General features: G+C 46.1%; 13 protein-coding genes and 1 pseudogene. 5 read left to right on the forward strand and 9 right to left on the reverse strand.

The window, feature by feature from the left end; translation table 11 throughout:
- Nucleotides 1-24 precede the first annotated feature (24 nt).
- Nucleotides 25-698, forward strand: a pseudogene (locus OO778_RS18100) (c-type cytochrome).
- A gap of 117 nt (nt 699-815) precedes the next feature.
- Nucleotides 816-1,298 carry a hypothetical protein gene (locus OO778_RS18105; protein ID WP_104970585.1) on the forward strand — a complete coding sequence of 161 codons (483 nt, stop codon included), beginning with the start codon at nt 816-818 and terminating at the stop codon, nt 1,296-1,298.
- On the opposite strand, the gene OO778_RS18110 is transcribed toward OO778_RS18105, so the two are convergent.
- The 9 genes from OO778_RS18110 to OO778_RS18150 form a co-directional block, all read right to left on the reverse strand.
- Nucleotides 1,295-1,891 (reverse strand): methyltransferase domain-containing protein, encoded by a 597-nt coding sequence (locus tag OO778_RS18110; RefSeq protein ID WP_074190535.1) that lies wholly within the window; start codon nt 1,889-1,891, stop codon nt 1,295-1,297. The genes OO778_RS18105 and OO778_RS18110 overlap by 4 nt on opposite strands.
- A gap of 125 nt (nt 1,892-2,016) precedes the next feature.
- Nucleotides 2,017-3,219, reverse strand: coding sequence for an AMP-binding protein (locus tag OO778_RS18115; protein ID WP_264912311.1), 1,203 nt, complete (start codon nt 3,217-3,219; stop codon nt 2,017-2,019).
- Between the two features lie 9 nt (nt 3,220-3,228).
- Nucleotides 3,229-4,050 carry an ABC transporter ATP-binding protein gene (locus OO778_RS18120; protein WP_053349214.1) on the reverse strand — a complete coding sequence of 274 codons (822 nt, stop codon included), beginning with the start codon at nt 4,048-4,050 and terminating at the stop codon, nt 3,229-3,231.
- 80 nt (nt 4,051-4,130) lie between these two features.
- Nucleotides 4,131-5,375 (reverse strand): ABC transporter substrate-binding protein, encoded by a 1,245-nt coding sequence (locus OO778_RS18125; protein WP_005373285.1) that lies wholly within the window; start codon nt 5,373-5,375, stop codon nt 4,131-4,133.
- 45 nt (nt 5,376-5,420) lie between these two features.
- Entirely contained in the window at nt 5,421-6,488 is a 1,068-nt protein-coding gene (locus OO778_RS18130) for a branched-chain amino acid ABC transporter permease (RefSeq protein WP_005382737.1), read from the reverse strand.
- Between the two features lie 11 nt (nt 6,489-6,499).
- Nucleotides 6,500-7,393, reverse strand: a complete 894-nt coding sequence (locus OO778_RS18135) for a branched-chain amino acid ABC transporter permease (RefSeq protein WP_005392598.1) — start codon at nt 7,391-7,393, stop codon at nt 6,500-6,502.
- The gene (locus OO778_RS18140; RefSeq protein ID WP_264912312.1) at nt 7,393-9,345 is read right to left on the reverse strand and encodes a long-chain fatty acid--CoA ligase; all 1,953 of its coding nucleotides are present in this window, start codon (nt 9,343-9,345) and stop codon (nt 7,393-7,395) included. The genes OO778_RS18135 and OO778_RS18140 overlap by 1 nt, the downstream gene beginning before the upstream one ends.
- A complete protein-coding gene (locus OO778_RS18145) occupies nt 9,345-10,145 on the reverse strand; it encodes an ABC transporter ATP-binding protein (protein ID WP_005373297.1) in 801 nt (266 codons plus the stop codon). The genes OO778_RS18140 and OO778_RS18145 overlap by 1 nt, the downstream gene beginning before the upstream one ends.
- 241 nt (nt 10,146-10,386) lie before the next feature.
- Nucleotides 10,387-12,024: an electron transfer flavoprotein-ubiquinone oxidoreductase gene (locus OO778_RS18150; RefSeq protein WP_104970580.1), complete on the reverse strand. Its 1,638-nt coding sequence runs from the start codon at nt 12,022-12,024 to the stop codon at nt 10,387-10,389.
- 156 nt (nt 12,025-12,180) lie between these two features.
- On the opposite strand from OO778_RS18150, the gene OO778_RS18155 reads away from it, so the two are divergent.
- From OO778_RS18155 to OO778_RS18165, 3 genes are all read left to right on the forward strand, one after another.
- Nucleotides 12,181-12,933, forward strand: coding sequence for an electron transfer flavoprotein subunit beta/FixA family protein (locus tag OO778_RS18155; protein WP_264912313.1), 753 nt, complete (start codon nt 12,181-12,183; stop codon nt 12,931-12,933).
- Nucleotides 12,930-13,856 carry an FAD-binding protein gene (locus OO778_RS18160; protein ID WP_104970578.1) on the forward strand — a complete coding sequence of 309 codons (927 nt, stop codon included), beginning with the start codon at nt 12,930-12,932 and terminating at the stop codon, nt 13,854-13,856. The genes OO778_RS18155 and OO778_RS18160 overlap by 4 nt, the downstream gene beginning before the upstream one ends.
- Nucleotides 13,857-13,943: 87 nt before the next feature.
- Nucleotides 13,944-15,971 carry an acetoacetate--CoA ligase gene (locus OO778_RS18165; protein ID WP_074190708.1) on the forward strand — a complete coding sequence of 676 codons (2,028 nt, stop codon included), beginning with the start codon at nt 13,944-13,946 and terminating at the stop codon, nt 15,969-15,971.
- Nucleotides 15,972-16,064: the final 93 nt, after the last annotated feature.

Raw genomic sequence — 16,064 nt, forward strand, 5'->3', positions numbered from 1 at the left:
TGAGAACTTAGGGGACATAACAAGGTGAGAACAAAACAACCATCAGAGCGGGTACTCCCGCTCGCTTTCACCCTTTTGGCTTTGTTGAGCGACCCTGTCCTTGCGAGTAACGACGAGTTGATTGCAGCAGGCGAGCAGCAAGCCATGGTGTGTAAAGCTTGTCACCAGTTTGAATCCAATGGAGTAAGTGTTGTGGGGCCGCCTCTTTGGGGCTTAGCAGAGCGTGATATTGCCGGCTTTGCAGGCTTCAATTAAAGCGAAGCCATCAAACAGCATCAAGGTCAATGGGACGCAGAAAAACTAGACGCTTTTTTGGCGTCACCATCGGAGTTTGCTCCGGGCACAAACATGGTCTTTCCCGGCGTAAAAGACCTGGGTGCGCGAGCCGCAATCATTGCATGGCTAGCAACCCAAAACCCTACGCCACCAGATTGGAATACTGCTTCATCTGAAATGGAGGTCAAATCAGCTGGTGATGGGATATTAGCGCCAGGAGAGAATATGGAAATCGTCGCAGCAGTATGTCGGCCAGTCACTCTTTACACATGGTCACGCAGCAAGGATTAAGCCGACAAAGATGGGATGAAACCTTAGACTGGATGATTGAAGAACAAGGGATGGATGAACTGCCGGGTGATGATCGCGAAGCCATTCTGAAATACCTTTCGACCTATTATGGGGGTAACTCCCGCCTTTAAAACTAACGCTTATTGATATTTTACATACGTATTCTTTCTATGTGAGTATCCCCTCAACAGGAATAGAGTGAAGTAACCTCTGTTATTTCACAGTATGTATCGATGAGGTTTAAGAGATTGAAGGCAGAAGAGTTTTTTGACAACCATTACCTTTCTATTTGGGTTTTTCTTGTTGGCGTGGCAGTCATTACCTTGATTATGATGGGAGGCGGCATGGCAGTAACGTTGCTGGCAATATTGATTGACCAGTCGTCTGAGCACTTAACAACTGATGCTTTCTTGGCTCTAAACTTTTCTTTTGCTGGGATCATGACTCTACTGCTTGTTATCCCAAACATGATGATTGTTAGAGGCAAACCTAAAGCGGCAGAAATCAACTTAATCAATATTTACTTTCAGTTCCTTGTTTACGCTCTTGGCCTATTCCTTCTTGAAGATGAACATAAACTTTTTTTTGTTAGTTTTGTACTTTTTCCTATTATCGCTCTCTGGCTCATGGCATCGACCAAATATCATACATTTGTGACTTACTTTTCAGCGATTAAAAAAGAGCCAGAAAGTTTCCGCGAATACTTCTTCAAAAAGATTAAAAGCGACTAACACTTCTGCCACACCATCCAATACTCCTTACCTTTAAATACATCCACACTATTTGTAACGGTTGAAGATTCAATAAGTGTAAACGTTGGTTCAAAATATTGCGCCAACTCCCCACTTCGCAAACAAAATGGAGGGAAGCGAGAGTGGTAATCATCATCTATAACGAAATAACCAATTAACAAACCGCCTCTTGGCAGCAATTTATCCACCATAGCAAAGTAATCTGGCCACTGGTCTCTCGGTAGTGCAGCAAGAAAGGCACGCTCGTAAATCACATCAAATGCGTGCGTAGAGTCAGCGTTAAATACATCCCCCAGCACGACTTTATCTTTGTGCTTACCTAATGTCGATTGCGCCATTTTCACCGCTTGTTCACTGTAATCCATCGCGATCACGTCATGCCCATATTGAATAAAAGAGCTGAGTTCATAAGCAGCGCCACAGCCAGGGATAAATACAGACTGACCGCTATTAAGCGCTTTTTCTAGGTAAGCTTTTAGCTCTTGAGGTGTGGTTTTGGCATCCCATGGCATAGTGCCTTGGGTAAACAAATTATCCCAAAACTGTTGATTGATGGTCGGTGCCTGCTTCATTTATCGCCCTCCTGATTGTACTGGCACAAAAAAGAAAGGGATACACAGCACAATGTGGTATCCCCTCTCCTAGCCTTTGATTTTTACGTTGTTAGCTTTTTATAAATGCGTTTTACAATGATGGGTTAACTGCGCAGGTCATTGATTAACGGCTGCTCCGCTTGGTTCGGTACAAACTGGACATTGCCTTTCAGTTTAGTGACAGACTGGAGTGTTGCTTGAATGTCCTCTGCTGATACATGCACATCATGACAACAGAAAGTAATGGCATCGTTGAAGCCATCGCGCTCAATTTTCAAGGAGCCTTTAATATCGTGGCGACGACAGACTTCTTGGATCTGATGCGGATAAACAAACAGCCCTTTTACTTTCACCGCGGAGTCTGCTCGTCCCATCCAGCCCTTAATTCGTGCATTCGTGCGTGAAGAATCAGAACTTGTCTCTAGATATGCCGATAAATCTCCCGTTGCGTAGCGAATCAGCGGGAACTTCTCATCGAACGACGTTACAACGACTTCACCGACTTCTCCCGGTTGTACAGGAACACCATCAGGATCAACGATTTCAACAATAATATCTTCGGCAATCACTAATCCTTGTTCACCAGACACTTGATAAGCAATCAAACCAAGCTCTGCACTTGCGTAGGCTTGAAAGACTGCAATGCCTTTTTCCTCAAACATCTGTTCCATGTCTGCTGTAACCGCTTCACCAGAGACCAGAGCTTTCTCAAAGCTAGGCAGCTCATTGTATTTCTCTTGATACTTTTGTAGCAACGTCAGCAAATACGAAGGTGTACCAGTGTAACCATTAGGTTGAAGCTGTTTAATTGCCTCTATTTGCGCTTCGGTATTGCCTACTCCAGCCGGAAATACCGTACAGCCACAAGCCCTTGCGCCACCATCCATAATAAATCCGCCAGGAGAGAAATGGTAAGAGAGCGTGTTATGCACTAAATCACCCGCACAGAACCCAGCAGCGTGAAACGCGCGCCCCATACGCCAGAAATCGGCCTCATCCGTTTGAGCCTCATACAACGGCCCAGGAGATTGGAATACGCGCGCCATTTGACCAATGGCAACGCTATTTAAGCCACCAAACGGCGGTTTAAGTTGCTGCTGATTAGGTACATTGAACTTACGTGTAATCGGGAGCTGAGCAAGCCCTTCACGATTGTTTGCCAATATAGGATCAAACTCAGAAAAATGCGCTGCGTAATGTTCGCTATTGGCTTTCGAATTTTCAATCAGCGCTGGCAGACGTTGAAACAGCGACTCTTCTCGCGCCTGTAGAGACAACGATTCTTTCGCATCAAATAGTTCGTTCATCCTTGCTCCTTACAACCAACGCTTACGACGTTTGTAAGATTTCAGATTCTTAAAGCTCTTGCGATCTTCATCGCCGCCGCCAAGGTAGAATTCTTTTACGTCTTCATTGTTTAGCAATTCGTGCTTGCTGCCATCTAGTACGATTTTGCCTGATTCCATGATGTAACCGTAATCGGCCGCTTGAAGAGCGAAGTTGGCATTCTGTTCAACCAAAAGCATGGTAATACCTTGCTCTTTGTTGATCTTGTTAATAATGCTGAATACTTCTTTAACTAGCAGTGGAGAAAGCCCCATAGACGGTTCGTCCAACAAAATCATCTTCGGTCGAGCCATTAACGCTCGGCCAATCGCTAACATTTGTTGCTCACCGCCAGACAAATAGCCCGCCAGGCCAGTGCGCTCTTTGAGTCGCGGGAAATAGTCAAACACCATTTCGATGTCTTGTTCAACTTCGTTGTCAGTGCGTGTATAAGCGCCTAAGCGAAGATTTTCTATCACCGTCATATCTTCAACAATTCGGCGCCCTTCCATAACTTGGAAGATGCCCGAACGGACGATCTCTTCCGGGCTTTTGTTGTCTATACGCTCGCCCATGAAGTTGATTTCGCCGCGCGTCACTTCACCATCTTCGGTTTTCAATAAACCAGAAATGGCTTTCAACGTTGTGGATTTACCCGCACCGTTGGCGCCCAGTAAGGTCACAATCTGCCCTTTTGGAACTTCTAAACTCACACCGCGAAGTACTAGTATTACTTCGTCGTAGACGACTTCAACGTTGTTCACTGAAAGCAGTATTTCTGCCGGTTCGATATTCGTTGCTAATTCAGCCATCAAGCTACTCCTTGCTAGGGTGAGAGTGTTCTCTCACCCATCCTTATTTTCAGTAAGCTTTGTTATTAATAAGTCGTAGATTAGTAACCTAGCCAATCGTCACGACGTGACAATGTCACCTGAGATACTTTCTTAATATCAACTGCGCCGCCATCGTTGTTGCCCATAAAGACGTTCACGGTTGTTGTGCCTCGGTGATCTTCCGGTTTCCAGTTCGCAGGGACACAAACACCTTCTAAGCCTTGTGGTACCCAGTTGTCATGGACATACATGCCCTTCTTGATGTTTTCACCTGTGATGCCACCGTTGTCTTTCGCCCACTCCATTGCTTCTTTCATATAGAACGCAGAACAAATACCGCGAATGTAATGGTGAGTTCTGAATTCGCCCGGCTCTGATTCAGACTGCTTAGAAATCTCACGGACCAGTTTCATGCCTTCATTATCATCTCCCCAAAACGCAGTCATACCTGGGAAAACGTAATCTTTAAGGCCATCGCCTGCTGCTTCAAGCACTGGCTTATCGCCGCCCCAAATGTTTGCCATGTACTGGAACTCTGTCCCAACCGTGTTACAAGACTTCACTAGTGAGATAACCGAGCTACCGATATTAGCAATGTAACCGTAGTTGGTGCCTGACTCTTTCAGCGACAAACATTGCGCTTTGAAGTCCCCTGGTTTTAGTGACACTACGACTGGGTTTTGCACATCAAAACCAAGTTCTTTGGCGTACTCTGCACACGCTTCTTTTGGCGCATTCGGGAATGGATGGTTATCGCCAATGTGCGTAAATTTCGGCGCACCTTGATTGCCCTTAGATTCCCAATCTTCTTTCGCCCACTTAACTAGCGCACGGCACGCATCTGAGTACGACGCACCATAAAAGAAGTTATAAGGCGCTGGTTTCGCGGTTTTTGGGTTTTTACCGGTTGGGTCAGTTAAGTGACCAGAGTAAGAAGCAGAGAACACCGGCACTTTGTCTTTGGTAACAAACGAAATAAGCGCTTCGGTATCCGCCGTACCCCAACCTTGCAGCGCAACCATGTCTTTACGCGCAACCCAACGTTTATAGTTAGAAATCGCCACTGGTACTTTGTACGCCATGTCTACTGTTTCAAATTCGAGCTCGGTACCGTTAATGCCACCGTTTTGGTTAATCCAACGCAATGCGTCTCGCACGCCAGAACCATAAGGCTTGCTCACATAGGCAGTTGGTCCAGAAAAGTCGACTAATTGCCCGACAAACACAGAATCTTTTGCCCAAGTTGCGGTAGTAAACAGTGCAGATGACAGCACCAACGTTGTCGCTAAATGTCCTTTGTTCATAACTCGTTGTCCTTGTTATTGAGGTATATTCCACTTAATTCCACGTTAATATGAGAACGGATAGTGTTTCCAATATGCTCGAATCTGTTGCCAGCGATGCGATAATCCTTGAGGTTCGAAAATGAGGAACAGCATGATGACTAGACCAATCGCCATTTCTTTGAAGTAAGCCAGACCATCAGTGAAAGCGGTGGTATCACCAAACGCTGAAAGCCCCGTTACACCAAACTCTAAAACTTCAGGCAACAGTACGATAAATATCGTCCCCATCAGCGTACCTTTGACTGAGCCTAAGCCACCAATGATGATCATTGCCAAGAACTGGATAGACATCATGATGGTGAAGCCTTCTGCTGATACAAACCCTAGATAATGTCCGTAGAGTGCGCCCCCGATGCCTGCATAGAATGCACACACTCCAAATGAGAGCAGACGATACTTGGTTAGGTTGATGCCCATGATCTCTGCTGACAGATAGTGATCTCGTACTGAGACAAACGCGCGACCGTCACGAGAACGGATTAAGTTTGATGCCCACATATACATGAAGATCAGCGCAAACAGAGCGATGTAGAAGAAGCTTTCGTCGGTCGTAAACTCAAAGCCAAACAAATTAATTGGGTTCGCGCTTGCACCGTATGAGCCGCCACTGAACCAATCTGCGCGAGCAAAGAAGTCCTCTAGAATAAACTGCGCCGCCAACGTTGCGATAGCTAGGTATAAACCTTTAATTCGAGCCGCTGGCAGACCAAACAGCATCCCCACAATCATGGTTAAGTAACCCGCAAGCGGAATCGCAAACACGACTGGAATGTTAAACTGGTTATTTAACCAAGCCGATGCAAAGGCGCCAAAACCAAAGAACGCACCGTGACCTAGCGAGATTTGTCCGGTAAAACCAACCAGAATGTTTAAGCCCAACGCCGCGATACCGAGGTATGCAATCTGAATAAACAGGTTTAGGAAGTAAATATCCAAGACCAGCGGTGCTGCCAGCATGGCGATGACACCTGCAATCGCAAGGCTTCTGATGGTTTTGGTTTCAAAAATTGGCGTATCGCTTTTATATGTGGTTCGAAAATCCCCACATGGGCGCATGCTAAGTTGAGCCATGTTATTTCTCCTTAAATACGCTCAATATCTTTGGTACCAAACAGGCCATATGGCTTGAAGGCAAGAATGATTAACAGCACATAGAATGGTGCGATGTTGTATAAGTTACCCACTTGCAGGTATTGGCTATCAAAAAACTCAGCCAAGTTTTCTAGCACCCCGATGGTAATACCACCGACAATTGCGCCGACTACCGAATCTAAGCCACCTAAAATAACGGCTGGGAAAACTTTGATACCAATAATGGATAGCGCGTCAGATACGCCGTTAACGATACCGATAACAATCCCTGCGGTTGCAGATACCATTGCCGAAATGGCCCAACTGATGGCGAACACTTTCTTGATGGAAATGCCAAGACTCTGGGCTACTTGCTGGTTAAATGCCGTTGCGCGCATTGCCAGACCCATTTTGCTGAATTTGAAGAACCAGTAGAACGCGCCCATGATGAGCATTGAGAAGATCAAGCTCAGAATGTAAGCAAACTCAACATTCAAACCTCCGATATTCACCACGTTGGTTTCGAACACTTGCGGGTACGACACAGCAGAGACACCGAATATCCACTTCATCAGCGCTTGGAAAAACATCGATAGACCAATGGTCACCATGATCACAGAGATAATCGGTTCACCAATTAACGGTCTGAGCACAATGGTTTGCACGGCGATACCGAACACCATCATGAACGCAAGCGTGAGTAAAAAGCCGATAAAAAATGGCAGTTGCAGATGAACAAGCGCCGCCCAGCATACCCATGCGCCAATCAGCAAGAACTCACCCTGAGCGAAGTTGACCACCTGAGTCGATTTGTATATCAGTACAAAGCACATGGCGACCACGCCATACAACATGCCAACGATCACGCCATTAATGACGAGTTGCAGTAATAAATCCGTATTCACTATGCGATCCTCCGTTGTTCGCTATCCACCAGTGTTGGCTCATGTTCAATAAGCGTTTCAATCACTAGCGACGTTTGAATGCGTGTTTTGGTGCCATCCTGATAAGTGATCACCGTATCCACATCGACTTTTGGATCGTCGCTGTAGATGGTTTCTATGATGTCTCCGTATTTCTCCGCAACCACACCACGACGCACTTTACGCGTACGAGTTAGCTCGCCATCGTCGGCATCTAGCTCTTTGTAAAGTAGAATGAATTTGCTGATCTTCTGTGCATCCGGTAGGGATTCGTTCACTTTTTGAACTTCTTCACGAATCGCTTGGTACACTTCTGGTTGAGCAGATAAGTTGGTGTAGTTGGTAAATGCCAAGCCACGCTGCTCTGCCCACTTCGCGACGATCGCGTAGCGAATACAGATGATGGCGGATAGCCAAGGTCGACCTTTGCCCACCACTACGGCTTCTGCAATAAACGGCGAGAACTTGAGTTTGTTTTCAATAAACTGCGGAGAGTAGCGGTCGCCATGACTGGTTTCCGACATGTCTTTCAGACGATCAATCACCACCAAGTGACCAGAGTCTTTAAAGTAACCCGCATCGCCCGTGTGCATCCAACCGTCTTGTACGTCTTCGTCGTACGCTTCCTGATTGTTCAGGTAGCCAGTAAACATGCCCGTACTTTTCGCGATGATCTCGCCCACACCGTTGCTGTCTGGATTGATGACTTTCACTTCGGCATTGTCAAACGCGACGCCGACGGAATCGTAATCCACATCGTCCGCTTGGTGGACGGTGTACGCACCACACATTTCGGTTTGACCATAAAGCTGTTTGAGTGGCACGCCGATCGCTTGCAGATAACGGAACGTATCCGGTCCCATTGCCGCACCGCCGGTTGCCGCAGATGTCAGGTTCGAAAAACCTAAACGGTCACGCAGAGCACGCAGAAGAATCCATTCAGCCAACTTAGAGCGTTTACCCTGCTCCAGCGCTTTGTTGGCTAAGCTCATACCCAGTTTGTACATCTTCTGCTTAAACGGTGTGGAATCCATCATTCGCGCAGACACGTCTGCCACTATGTTTTCCCATACACGCGGCGCAAGCAGCACGAAATTCGGCCCGATCTCGCGCAGGTCAGACATCATGGTTTCCTGCTCTTCCACAAAATTAACGATTTGACGCGAAATCAACGCCTGACCGACCACATACACCTGCTCCATAATCCAAGGCAAAGGCAGAACAGAAACGTAGTTGTCGCCTGGAGAGCGCGGGTCGGCACGCAGATAAGCCGCACAGTGATCTAAGAAAGTGCCGCTGTGTAGCTGAGCCAACTTTGGTTTGGAAGTCGTACCCGACGTGGTACAAAGAATCGAAAGATCGCTGCCTTTGGTTGCCGCAACCATATTGAGATATTTATCCGGATCCGCTTTGTCGATCAGTTGACCTTTTTTATAGACCTGCTCAACGTCAATCAGTCGTGGGTCGTCGTACTTGCGCATTCCTCGCGGGTCACAATAGATAATGAATTCTACGCTTGGGATCTCATCACCGAGCTCAAGTAGCTTATCGCATTGCTCTTCATCTTCCGCAACCACGACTTTTGCTTTGGCATAGTTGATGAGGTACGCCACTTCTTCGTGCATGGAATCTTGATAGATGCCCAGCGAGAAACCTTTGATCGCATGTGCTGCTAACTCGCCCCATACCCATTCCGGGCGGTTATCACCTAGCAAACCAACGACATCTTGCTCACCAATACCCAAATCTTGTAGTGCCAGTGCCATCCACTTGACGCGGTTTTCGTAATCCTTCCAAGTGAACTCTCGCCAAATACCAAACTCCTTTTCACGCATTGCGACTTGTTCGGGCCAGTGCTTGGCATTGTGTTGCAACACTTTTGGAAAGGTATCTAAGCGGGTTATATCTGCCCAATCATTATGTTGCTGTGCCATTATGCACTCTCCTCTAATGTCGGTAGCTCTTCGCCTAAGTACGCTTGTTTCACATGTGGGTTGGCCATCACTTCTTCAGGCTCACCCGTAGCAATGTGTTTACCGAAATCCAAAACCAAAACGCGATTAGAGATGTCCATGACCACGCCCATGTCGTGCTCAATCATGATGATCGTGATATCTAATTCTTCATTCAGATCCATGATGTAACGAGCCATGTCTTCCTTTTCTTCCAAGTTCATACCTGCCATTGGTTCATCAAGCAGCAATAACTTAGGTTTTAAGGCAATGGCACGAGCAAGCTCTACACGTTTGCGTAAGCCGTAAGATAGCGTGCCTGCAGTCGCTTTTCGGATGTGCTGGATTTCTAGAAAATCGATCACGTCTTCCACATATTTGCGGTGCGCCATCTCTTCTTTCTGCGCATTAGAGAACCAATAGAGTGGCCCCGTGACGAAGTTGTTTTTCAGTAGGTGGTGTCGGCCAACCATGATGTTGTCCAGTACCGACATATGAGAAAAGAGCGCTAAGTTTTGGAAAGTTCTTCCCAGCCCTAACTCAGCTCGTTGGCTAGGTGTTCGTTTGGTTACATCATCTCCAGCGAAGATTACAGAGCCTTTGTTTGGTGTGTATCGACCAGAGATGCAATTGAGCATTGAGGTTTTACCTGCACCGTTTGGACCAATGATTGAAAAGATTTCCTTTTCATTCACATGGAAGCTCACGTCAGTTAAAGCTTTCACCCCACCAAAAGCCAATGAAATATCGTTTACCTGCAACAGAGGCGATTCCGATACCATAGTTGATCTCCCTTTCGTTATTTAAGTGCGTTCCATTGAGCACTATTTGATCAAACCTAACTTTGATACTGGTAACCGCTTTTACACCTATGCATCAACTTTGTATTCAGTTTACGTAAACGTCAATTTAAAATCAGAATAGTGCTTGAAAGATTAAGTTGCAATCGAGTTCATCGAGAAAGATTTGAACTAACGCAAACTTTAAGTAAATAAATTGTTAATAAAAATTATTCTCAGACGACTACATATTCGGATAGTTAGGGCCACCACCACCTTCCGGCGGTGTCCAAGTAATATTTTGACTTGGATCTTTGATGTCGCAGGTCTTACAGTGGATACAGTTCGCCGCATTTATTTGTAGCTCTGGCTGCTGATCCCCCTGTACGATTTCATAAACGCCAGCCGGGCAATAGCGCTGTGCTGGCTCTGCATATAACTCAAGATTCTGCTCGATGGGAATGCGCTGGTTCGCCAAACGTAAGTGGCACGGCTGATCTTCCTCATGGAAGATATTGGATAGATAAACAGAAGAGAGGCGATCGAAACTTAACACACCGTCAGGCTTTGGATAGACAATTTCATTGCTGTTTTCCGCCAATAGCAGAGACTGATGGTCGGGCTTATCACAACGGATATGCCACTTAGCTTTACCTTTTAACACGTTATGTTCCAGCAGCGCTAAGCCACCGCCCAGCCACGATCCAAAGCGGTGAATGCCACTTGAGAAGTTACGTGCTTGATAAAGCTCTTCATACAACCAAGACTGTTTGAAATGCTTTTGATAATCAGCAGTAACTGACTGACTCTCAAGGGCTTCACATACTGCTTCGGCGGCAAGCATGCCAGATTTCATTGCGGTGTGCGTGCCTTTGATTTTAGCGCCGTTAAGCGTTCCTGCATCACAGCCAATCAACAAGCCACCAGCAAACTGTTGCGTTGGAAGCGAATGGAAACCGCCCTTGGTGATCGCTCTTGCGCCATAACTAATGCGTTTACCACTTTTGAGGTATTGCTCAATCATCGGGTGATGTTTAAAACGCTGAAATTCATCGAATGGACTCAAGTGCGGATTCTTATAGTTCAAGTCAACAATCAACCCGACGGCAACTTGGTTTCCCTCTAAATGGTAGAGGTAGCTGCCACCTGTGGCTTCGTTCGCTAACGGCCAGCCTAAGCCGTGAACCACTAACCCTTGTTGATGCTGCTCTGGTGGTATTTCCCACAGCTCTTTAAAGCCGATAGCGTAATGTTGAGGCGTTTTATCTTCAGCGAGATTAAATCGATTAATCAACTGCTTACCAATATGACCCCGCGCGCCTTCAGCAAATAAAGTAAACTTCGCTCGCAGTTCAATACCAGGTTCGAAATTTCCTTTTTGTTCACCATTTTTGTCTAATCCCATATCGCCCGTGATCACGCCACAAACGCGGTTGTCTTCATCGATGATGGCTTGACTGGCGGTAAAACCTGGGTAGATCTCCACCCCTAAGTTCTCAGCCTGCAACGCCATCCATCGGCATAGACTGCCCAAACTTATTATGTAATTACCTTTGTTATGTAACGTATTAGGCACCGCCCAAGAAGGTAGTTCATGACCGTTGATTTCATTGCCTAGATAGTAGGTTTTATCTTGGTTTACTTTGGTATTGAGCGGTGCGCCCTTCTCTTCCCAGTCGGGAAACAGTTCATCCAAACTGCGCGTTTCAAACACCGCACCCGATAAAATATGCGCTCCAACTTCAGAGCCTTTTTCTACCACGCAAACAGAGAGGTCTTGTTCTTTTTCTGCTGCTAATTGTTTGATTCGGCATGCCGCAGACAAACCTGCGGGACCAGCGCCTACAATCAGAACATCAAATTCCATGCAGTCTCTTTCCATGATTGCATTCCTTTTTCTTTGCATGTTGCCAACTTATTAAGCAACAATATATTTAAAGTTGACGCAAACGTAAAGGTAAATTAACATCATTTTAAAGACGTCATCACATCGTCTTCACTGTAAACACATAGTCTTCACTGTAAAAAGGAATCTAACGTGAAAATACTAGTGCCAATCAAAAGGGTCATTGATCCCTACATTAAAGTTCGCGTGAAAGAGGACCATAGCGATGTTGAAACCAATAACGTCAAGATGACGATTAATCCATTTTGCGAAATAGCCGTTGAAGAAGCCGTACGACTAAAAGAGCAAGGTATTGCAGATGAAGTCATCGTTGTCAGTGCTGGCGGTAGCCAATGTCAGGAGCAACTACGTACTGCGCTTGCGTTAGGTGCCGATCGCGCTATTCATGTCGATACTGAAGACAAAATAGAGCCATTAGTCGTCGCTAAGCTGCTCAAAGCTCTGGTTGAGCAAGAACAAGCACAGCTTGTGATTACGGGTAAACAATCCATTGATACTGACAACAACCAAGTGGCTCAGATGCTGGCAGCCCTACTTGACTGGCCTCAAGCAACTTTCGCTTCCGACGTTAAGATAGAAGATCAAAAAGTTCAGGTCGTGAGAGAAGTGGATGGCGGCTTGATGACGGTTGCGATGAAATTACCTGCTGTGATCAGTACTGACTTACGCCTGAATGAACCGCGTTTTGCCTCTTTGCCTAATATCATGAAAGCTAAGCGCAAGCCGTTAGATACAATCACACCTGACAGTCTGGGTGTTGAAGTGGTATTTAGCCAAACCATTCAAGAAGTCACACCTCCAGCGCAAAGAAAAGGTGGCATCAAGGTTGAATCTGTCTCAGAGCTTCTCGATAAGCTGCGTAACGAAGCGAAGGTGATTTCATGAAGAACTTAATCATAGCAGAGCATGACAATAACCAATTGCATGCGGACACACTCAAAGTGGTTAATGCAGCAAAACAAGTCAGCCAAGACAATGTTTTGATCGTAGTGGGCCACGAGTGTGAAGAAGTCGCTCAGCAAGCCTGTCGCGTTGATGGTATATCAAATGTAATTTGTGTCGATGATGAGCAACTTAAGCATCAATTTGCCGAGAGTATCGCACCTATTGTAGTGAGTATTGCTGAAGGTTTTGACGCAATCTGGGCTAGCTCATCATCAAAAGGGAAAGATCTTGCACCGCGAATAGCAGCGAAGTTCGGCGTTGGGCAAATCTCCGATATTGTCCAAGTTATCGATGAAAACACTTTTATCCGCCCTATTTACGCAGGGAATGCATTTGCCAAAGTGACCACCAGCGACAAGGTTCGCGTCGTCACCGTGCGAGCATCTGCGTTTGAGCCGGTTACTTGTCACAACCAAGCTGATATCGAACATCAGCAGGTCACTATCTCAGAGCCAATGGTTGAATTGGTTTCTGTCGATAAAACCGTGTCAGAGCGTCCTGAATTAAGCGCGGCAGAGGTGGTTGTGTCAGGTGGACGCGGGGTCGGTAGCAAAGAGAACTTCGCATTGATCGAACAAGTCGCCGATAAACTGGGGGCCGCCATTGGCGCTTCTCGCGCGGCGGTTGATGCTGGGTTTGTCGCCAACGACTTACAAGTGGGTCAAACCGGAAAAATCGTTGCACCTAAGCTTTATATTGCGGTCGGGATCTCCGGTGCCATCCAACACCTTGCAGGAATGAAAGAGTCCAAAGTGATTGTCGCGATCAACAAAGATCCAGAATCTCCTATCTTTGAAGTTGCCGACTATGGATTGGTTGGTGATTTATTTGAGGTACTACCTCAGCTTGCCGAACAACTTTAAACAATCAGATAAGGGGCGAACATTGCTATGTTCGCCCCTTTATTTTGTTTTGGTCATATTCAAAAAGAATTGAAATTAGAGGGACCTATGACAAATTCTGCACCTATTTGGTCACCATCTTCTGAACGCGTCAGCAATAGCAACTTATTGCGGTTCATCGAAAAAGTTAATAAAGACAAAGCCGAAGGTACCGCAATCAATAATTACACGTCTTTACACCAGTGGTCCATTGACCACAATGACGAATTTTGGCGACATACCTGGCATTTCTGTAACGTCATTGGAAATATTGGCTCGCAAGTCAAAAGCCTTGGTGCTCCCAAATGGACACAGACAGATTCTACTCAGAGCCATGTAAATAGGGACACCGTATGGTTTGCTGACGCCACGCTTAACTACGCAGAGAACCTCCTATCTCAGGCCGAACAAACACCTGAGCGTGAGTTTATCGTTTTTACTAATGAACGCGGTGAACACAGGCAGCTCACTGGTACACAGTTGCTCGAACAAGTGTCTGTCGTTCAGCAATGGCTACTCAATTGTGGTGTTGGCAAAGGCGATGTCGTTGCGGGTTATTTGCCCTACCTTCCAGAAACCGTTATTGCCATGCTGGCCACCACCAGTCTTGGTGCCATTTGGACTTCAACCTCGCCTGATTTTGGTATCGATAGCGTCGTAGAGCGTTTTGGCCAGGTCAAGCCGAAAGTTCTTTTTTGCTGTGATGGCTACCAGTTCGGAGGCAAAGCTTTCGATATGACGGACAAGAACACCACTCTTAGTAGCAAGCTAAGCAGTGTCTCCGAAGACGCAACCATTAGCGTATGCCAAATCGAATATTTACAAAACGCTAAGATTGCTAACACTTCTGACTTTGTGCATTGGTCTGATATGGCTCACCACTTTTCTCCACAATCAATTCAATATCAATCAACACTGTTTAATGACCCGTTATTCATTTTGTATTCTTCTGGTACAACAGGTCAACCTAAGTGTATTGTCCATTCCGTGGGCGGTACCTTGCTCAATCACCTCAAAGAACATCAACTACATTGCGATATCAAACCACAAGACAAGGTTTTCTACTACACAACATGTGGCTGGATGATGTGGAACTGGCATGTTTCAGCACTTGCGAGTGGTGCTACCTTAATGATTTACGATGGTAGTCCGGTTTACCCTGATCACTCCGTCTTATGGCGCTTAGCGGAAGAACATAGCGTGTCACTGTTTGGTACGTCAGCGAAATACCTAGAGGCCCTGGAGCATGCGAGCTACTCTCCCAAGTCAGAACATGACCTGAAATCACTCACAACCCTGTGTTCGACTGGCTCAGTGCTTTACCCAGAACAATTTAATTATGTCTATCAGCACATCAAGCAGGATTTACATCTAGCTTCTATCACTGGCGGCACTGATATTTGTGGGTGTTTTGTACTTGGAAACCCTATTTCACCGGTGTACAAAGGCGAATGCCAAGGTTCAGGGCTTGGAATCGACGTGCGTGTTTTGAACGACGAGGGAAATGCGATTACAAAGCAACGCGGCGAACTAACGTGCAATAACTCACTACCTAACTTCCCTATTGGGTTTTGGCACGACAACGGCGAACGCTATCACAACGCTTATTGGAGCAAGTTTACCGATATCTGGCACCATGGCGACGATGTGATGCAAACCGAACATGGCGGCTTCATTTTTTATGGCCGTAGTGACGCAACCTTAAATCCAGGCGGCGTACGCATCGGTACAGCTGAAATCTATCAGCAAGTGAACGCTTTACCCGAGGTTGAAGACTCCATCGCTGTCGGCAAGTTAAACCAGCAGTCTGAAGAAGTCTGGTTACTAGTAAAACTCGCTCACGACGTCGAGTTAACCCAACAACTCACCGATTCAATTCGCGAAACACTAAAAACAAAATGTTCACCACGCTATGTGCCACGCCAAATTTTTGCTATCAGTGATATTCCTAAAACGCGATCAGGCAAACTCGTTGAACTAGCTGTGAAACAATTGGTTAACGGACAAGCTATAAAAAACATTGGTGCTATTGCTAACCCAGAAGTGCTGGAAGAAATTAAAACGCTTTTCAACATAGAAGGCGCCACTGTCACTTAGAAACCCAACAAGTCTTCCAACAATACAGACGGGTATAACCTAACTGTATTTTTAGCTCGCTCGATAACTCCTCCCCACTTTTGTGGAAACTGA

The organism is Vibrio sp. STUT-A16 (assembly GCF_026000495.1).
Lineage (GTDB): Bacteria > Pseudomonadota > Gammaproteobacteria > Enterobacterales > Vibrionaceae > Vibrio > Vibrio diabolicus.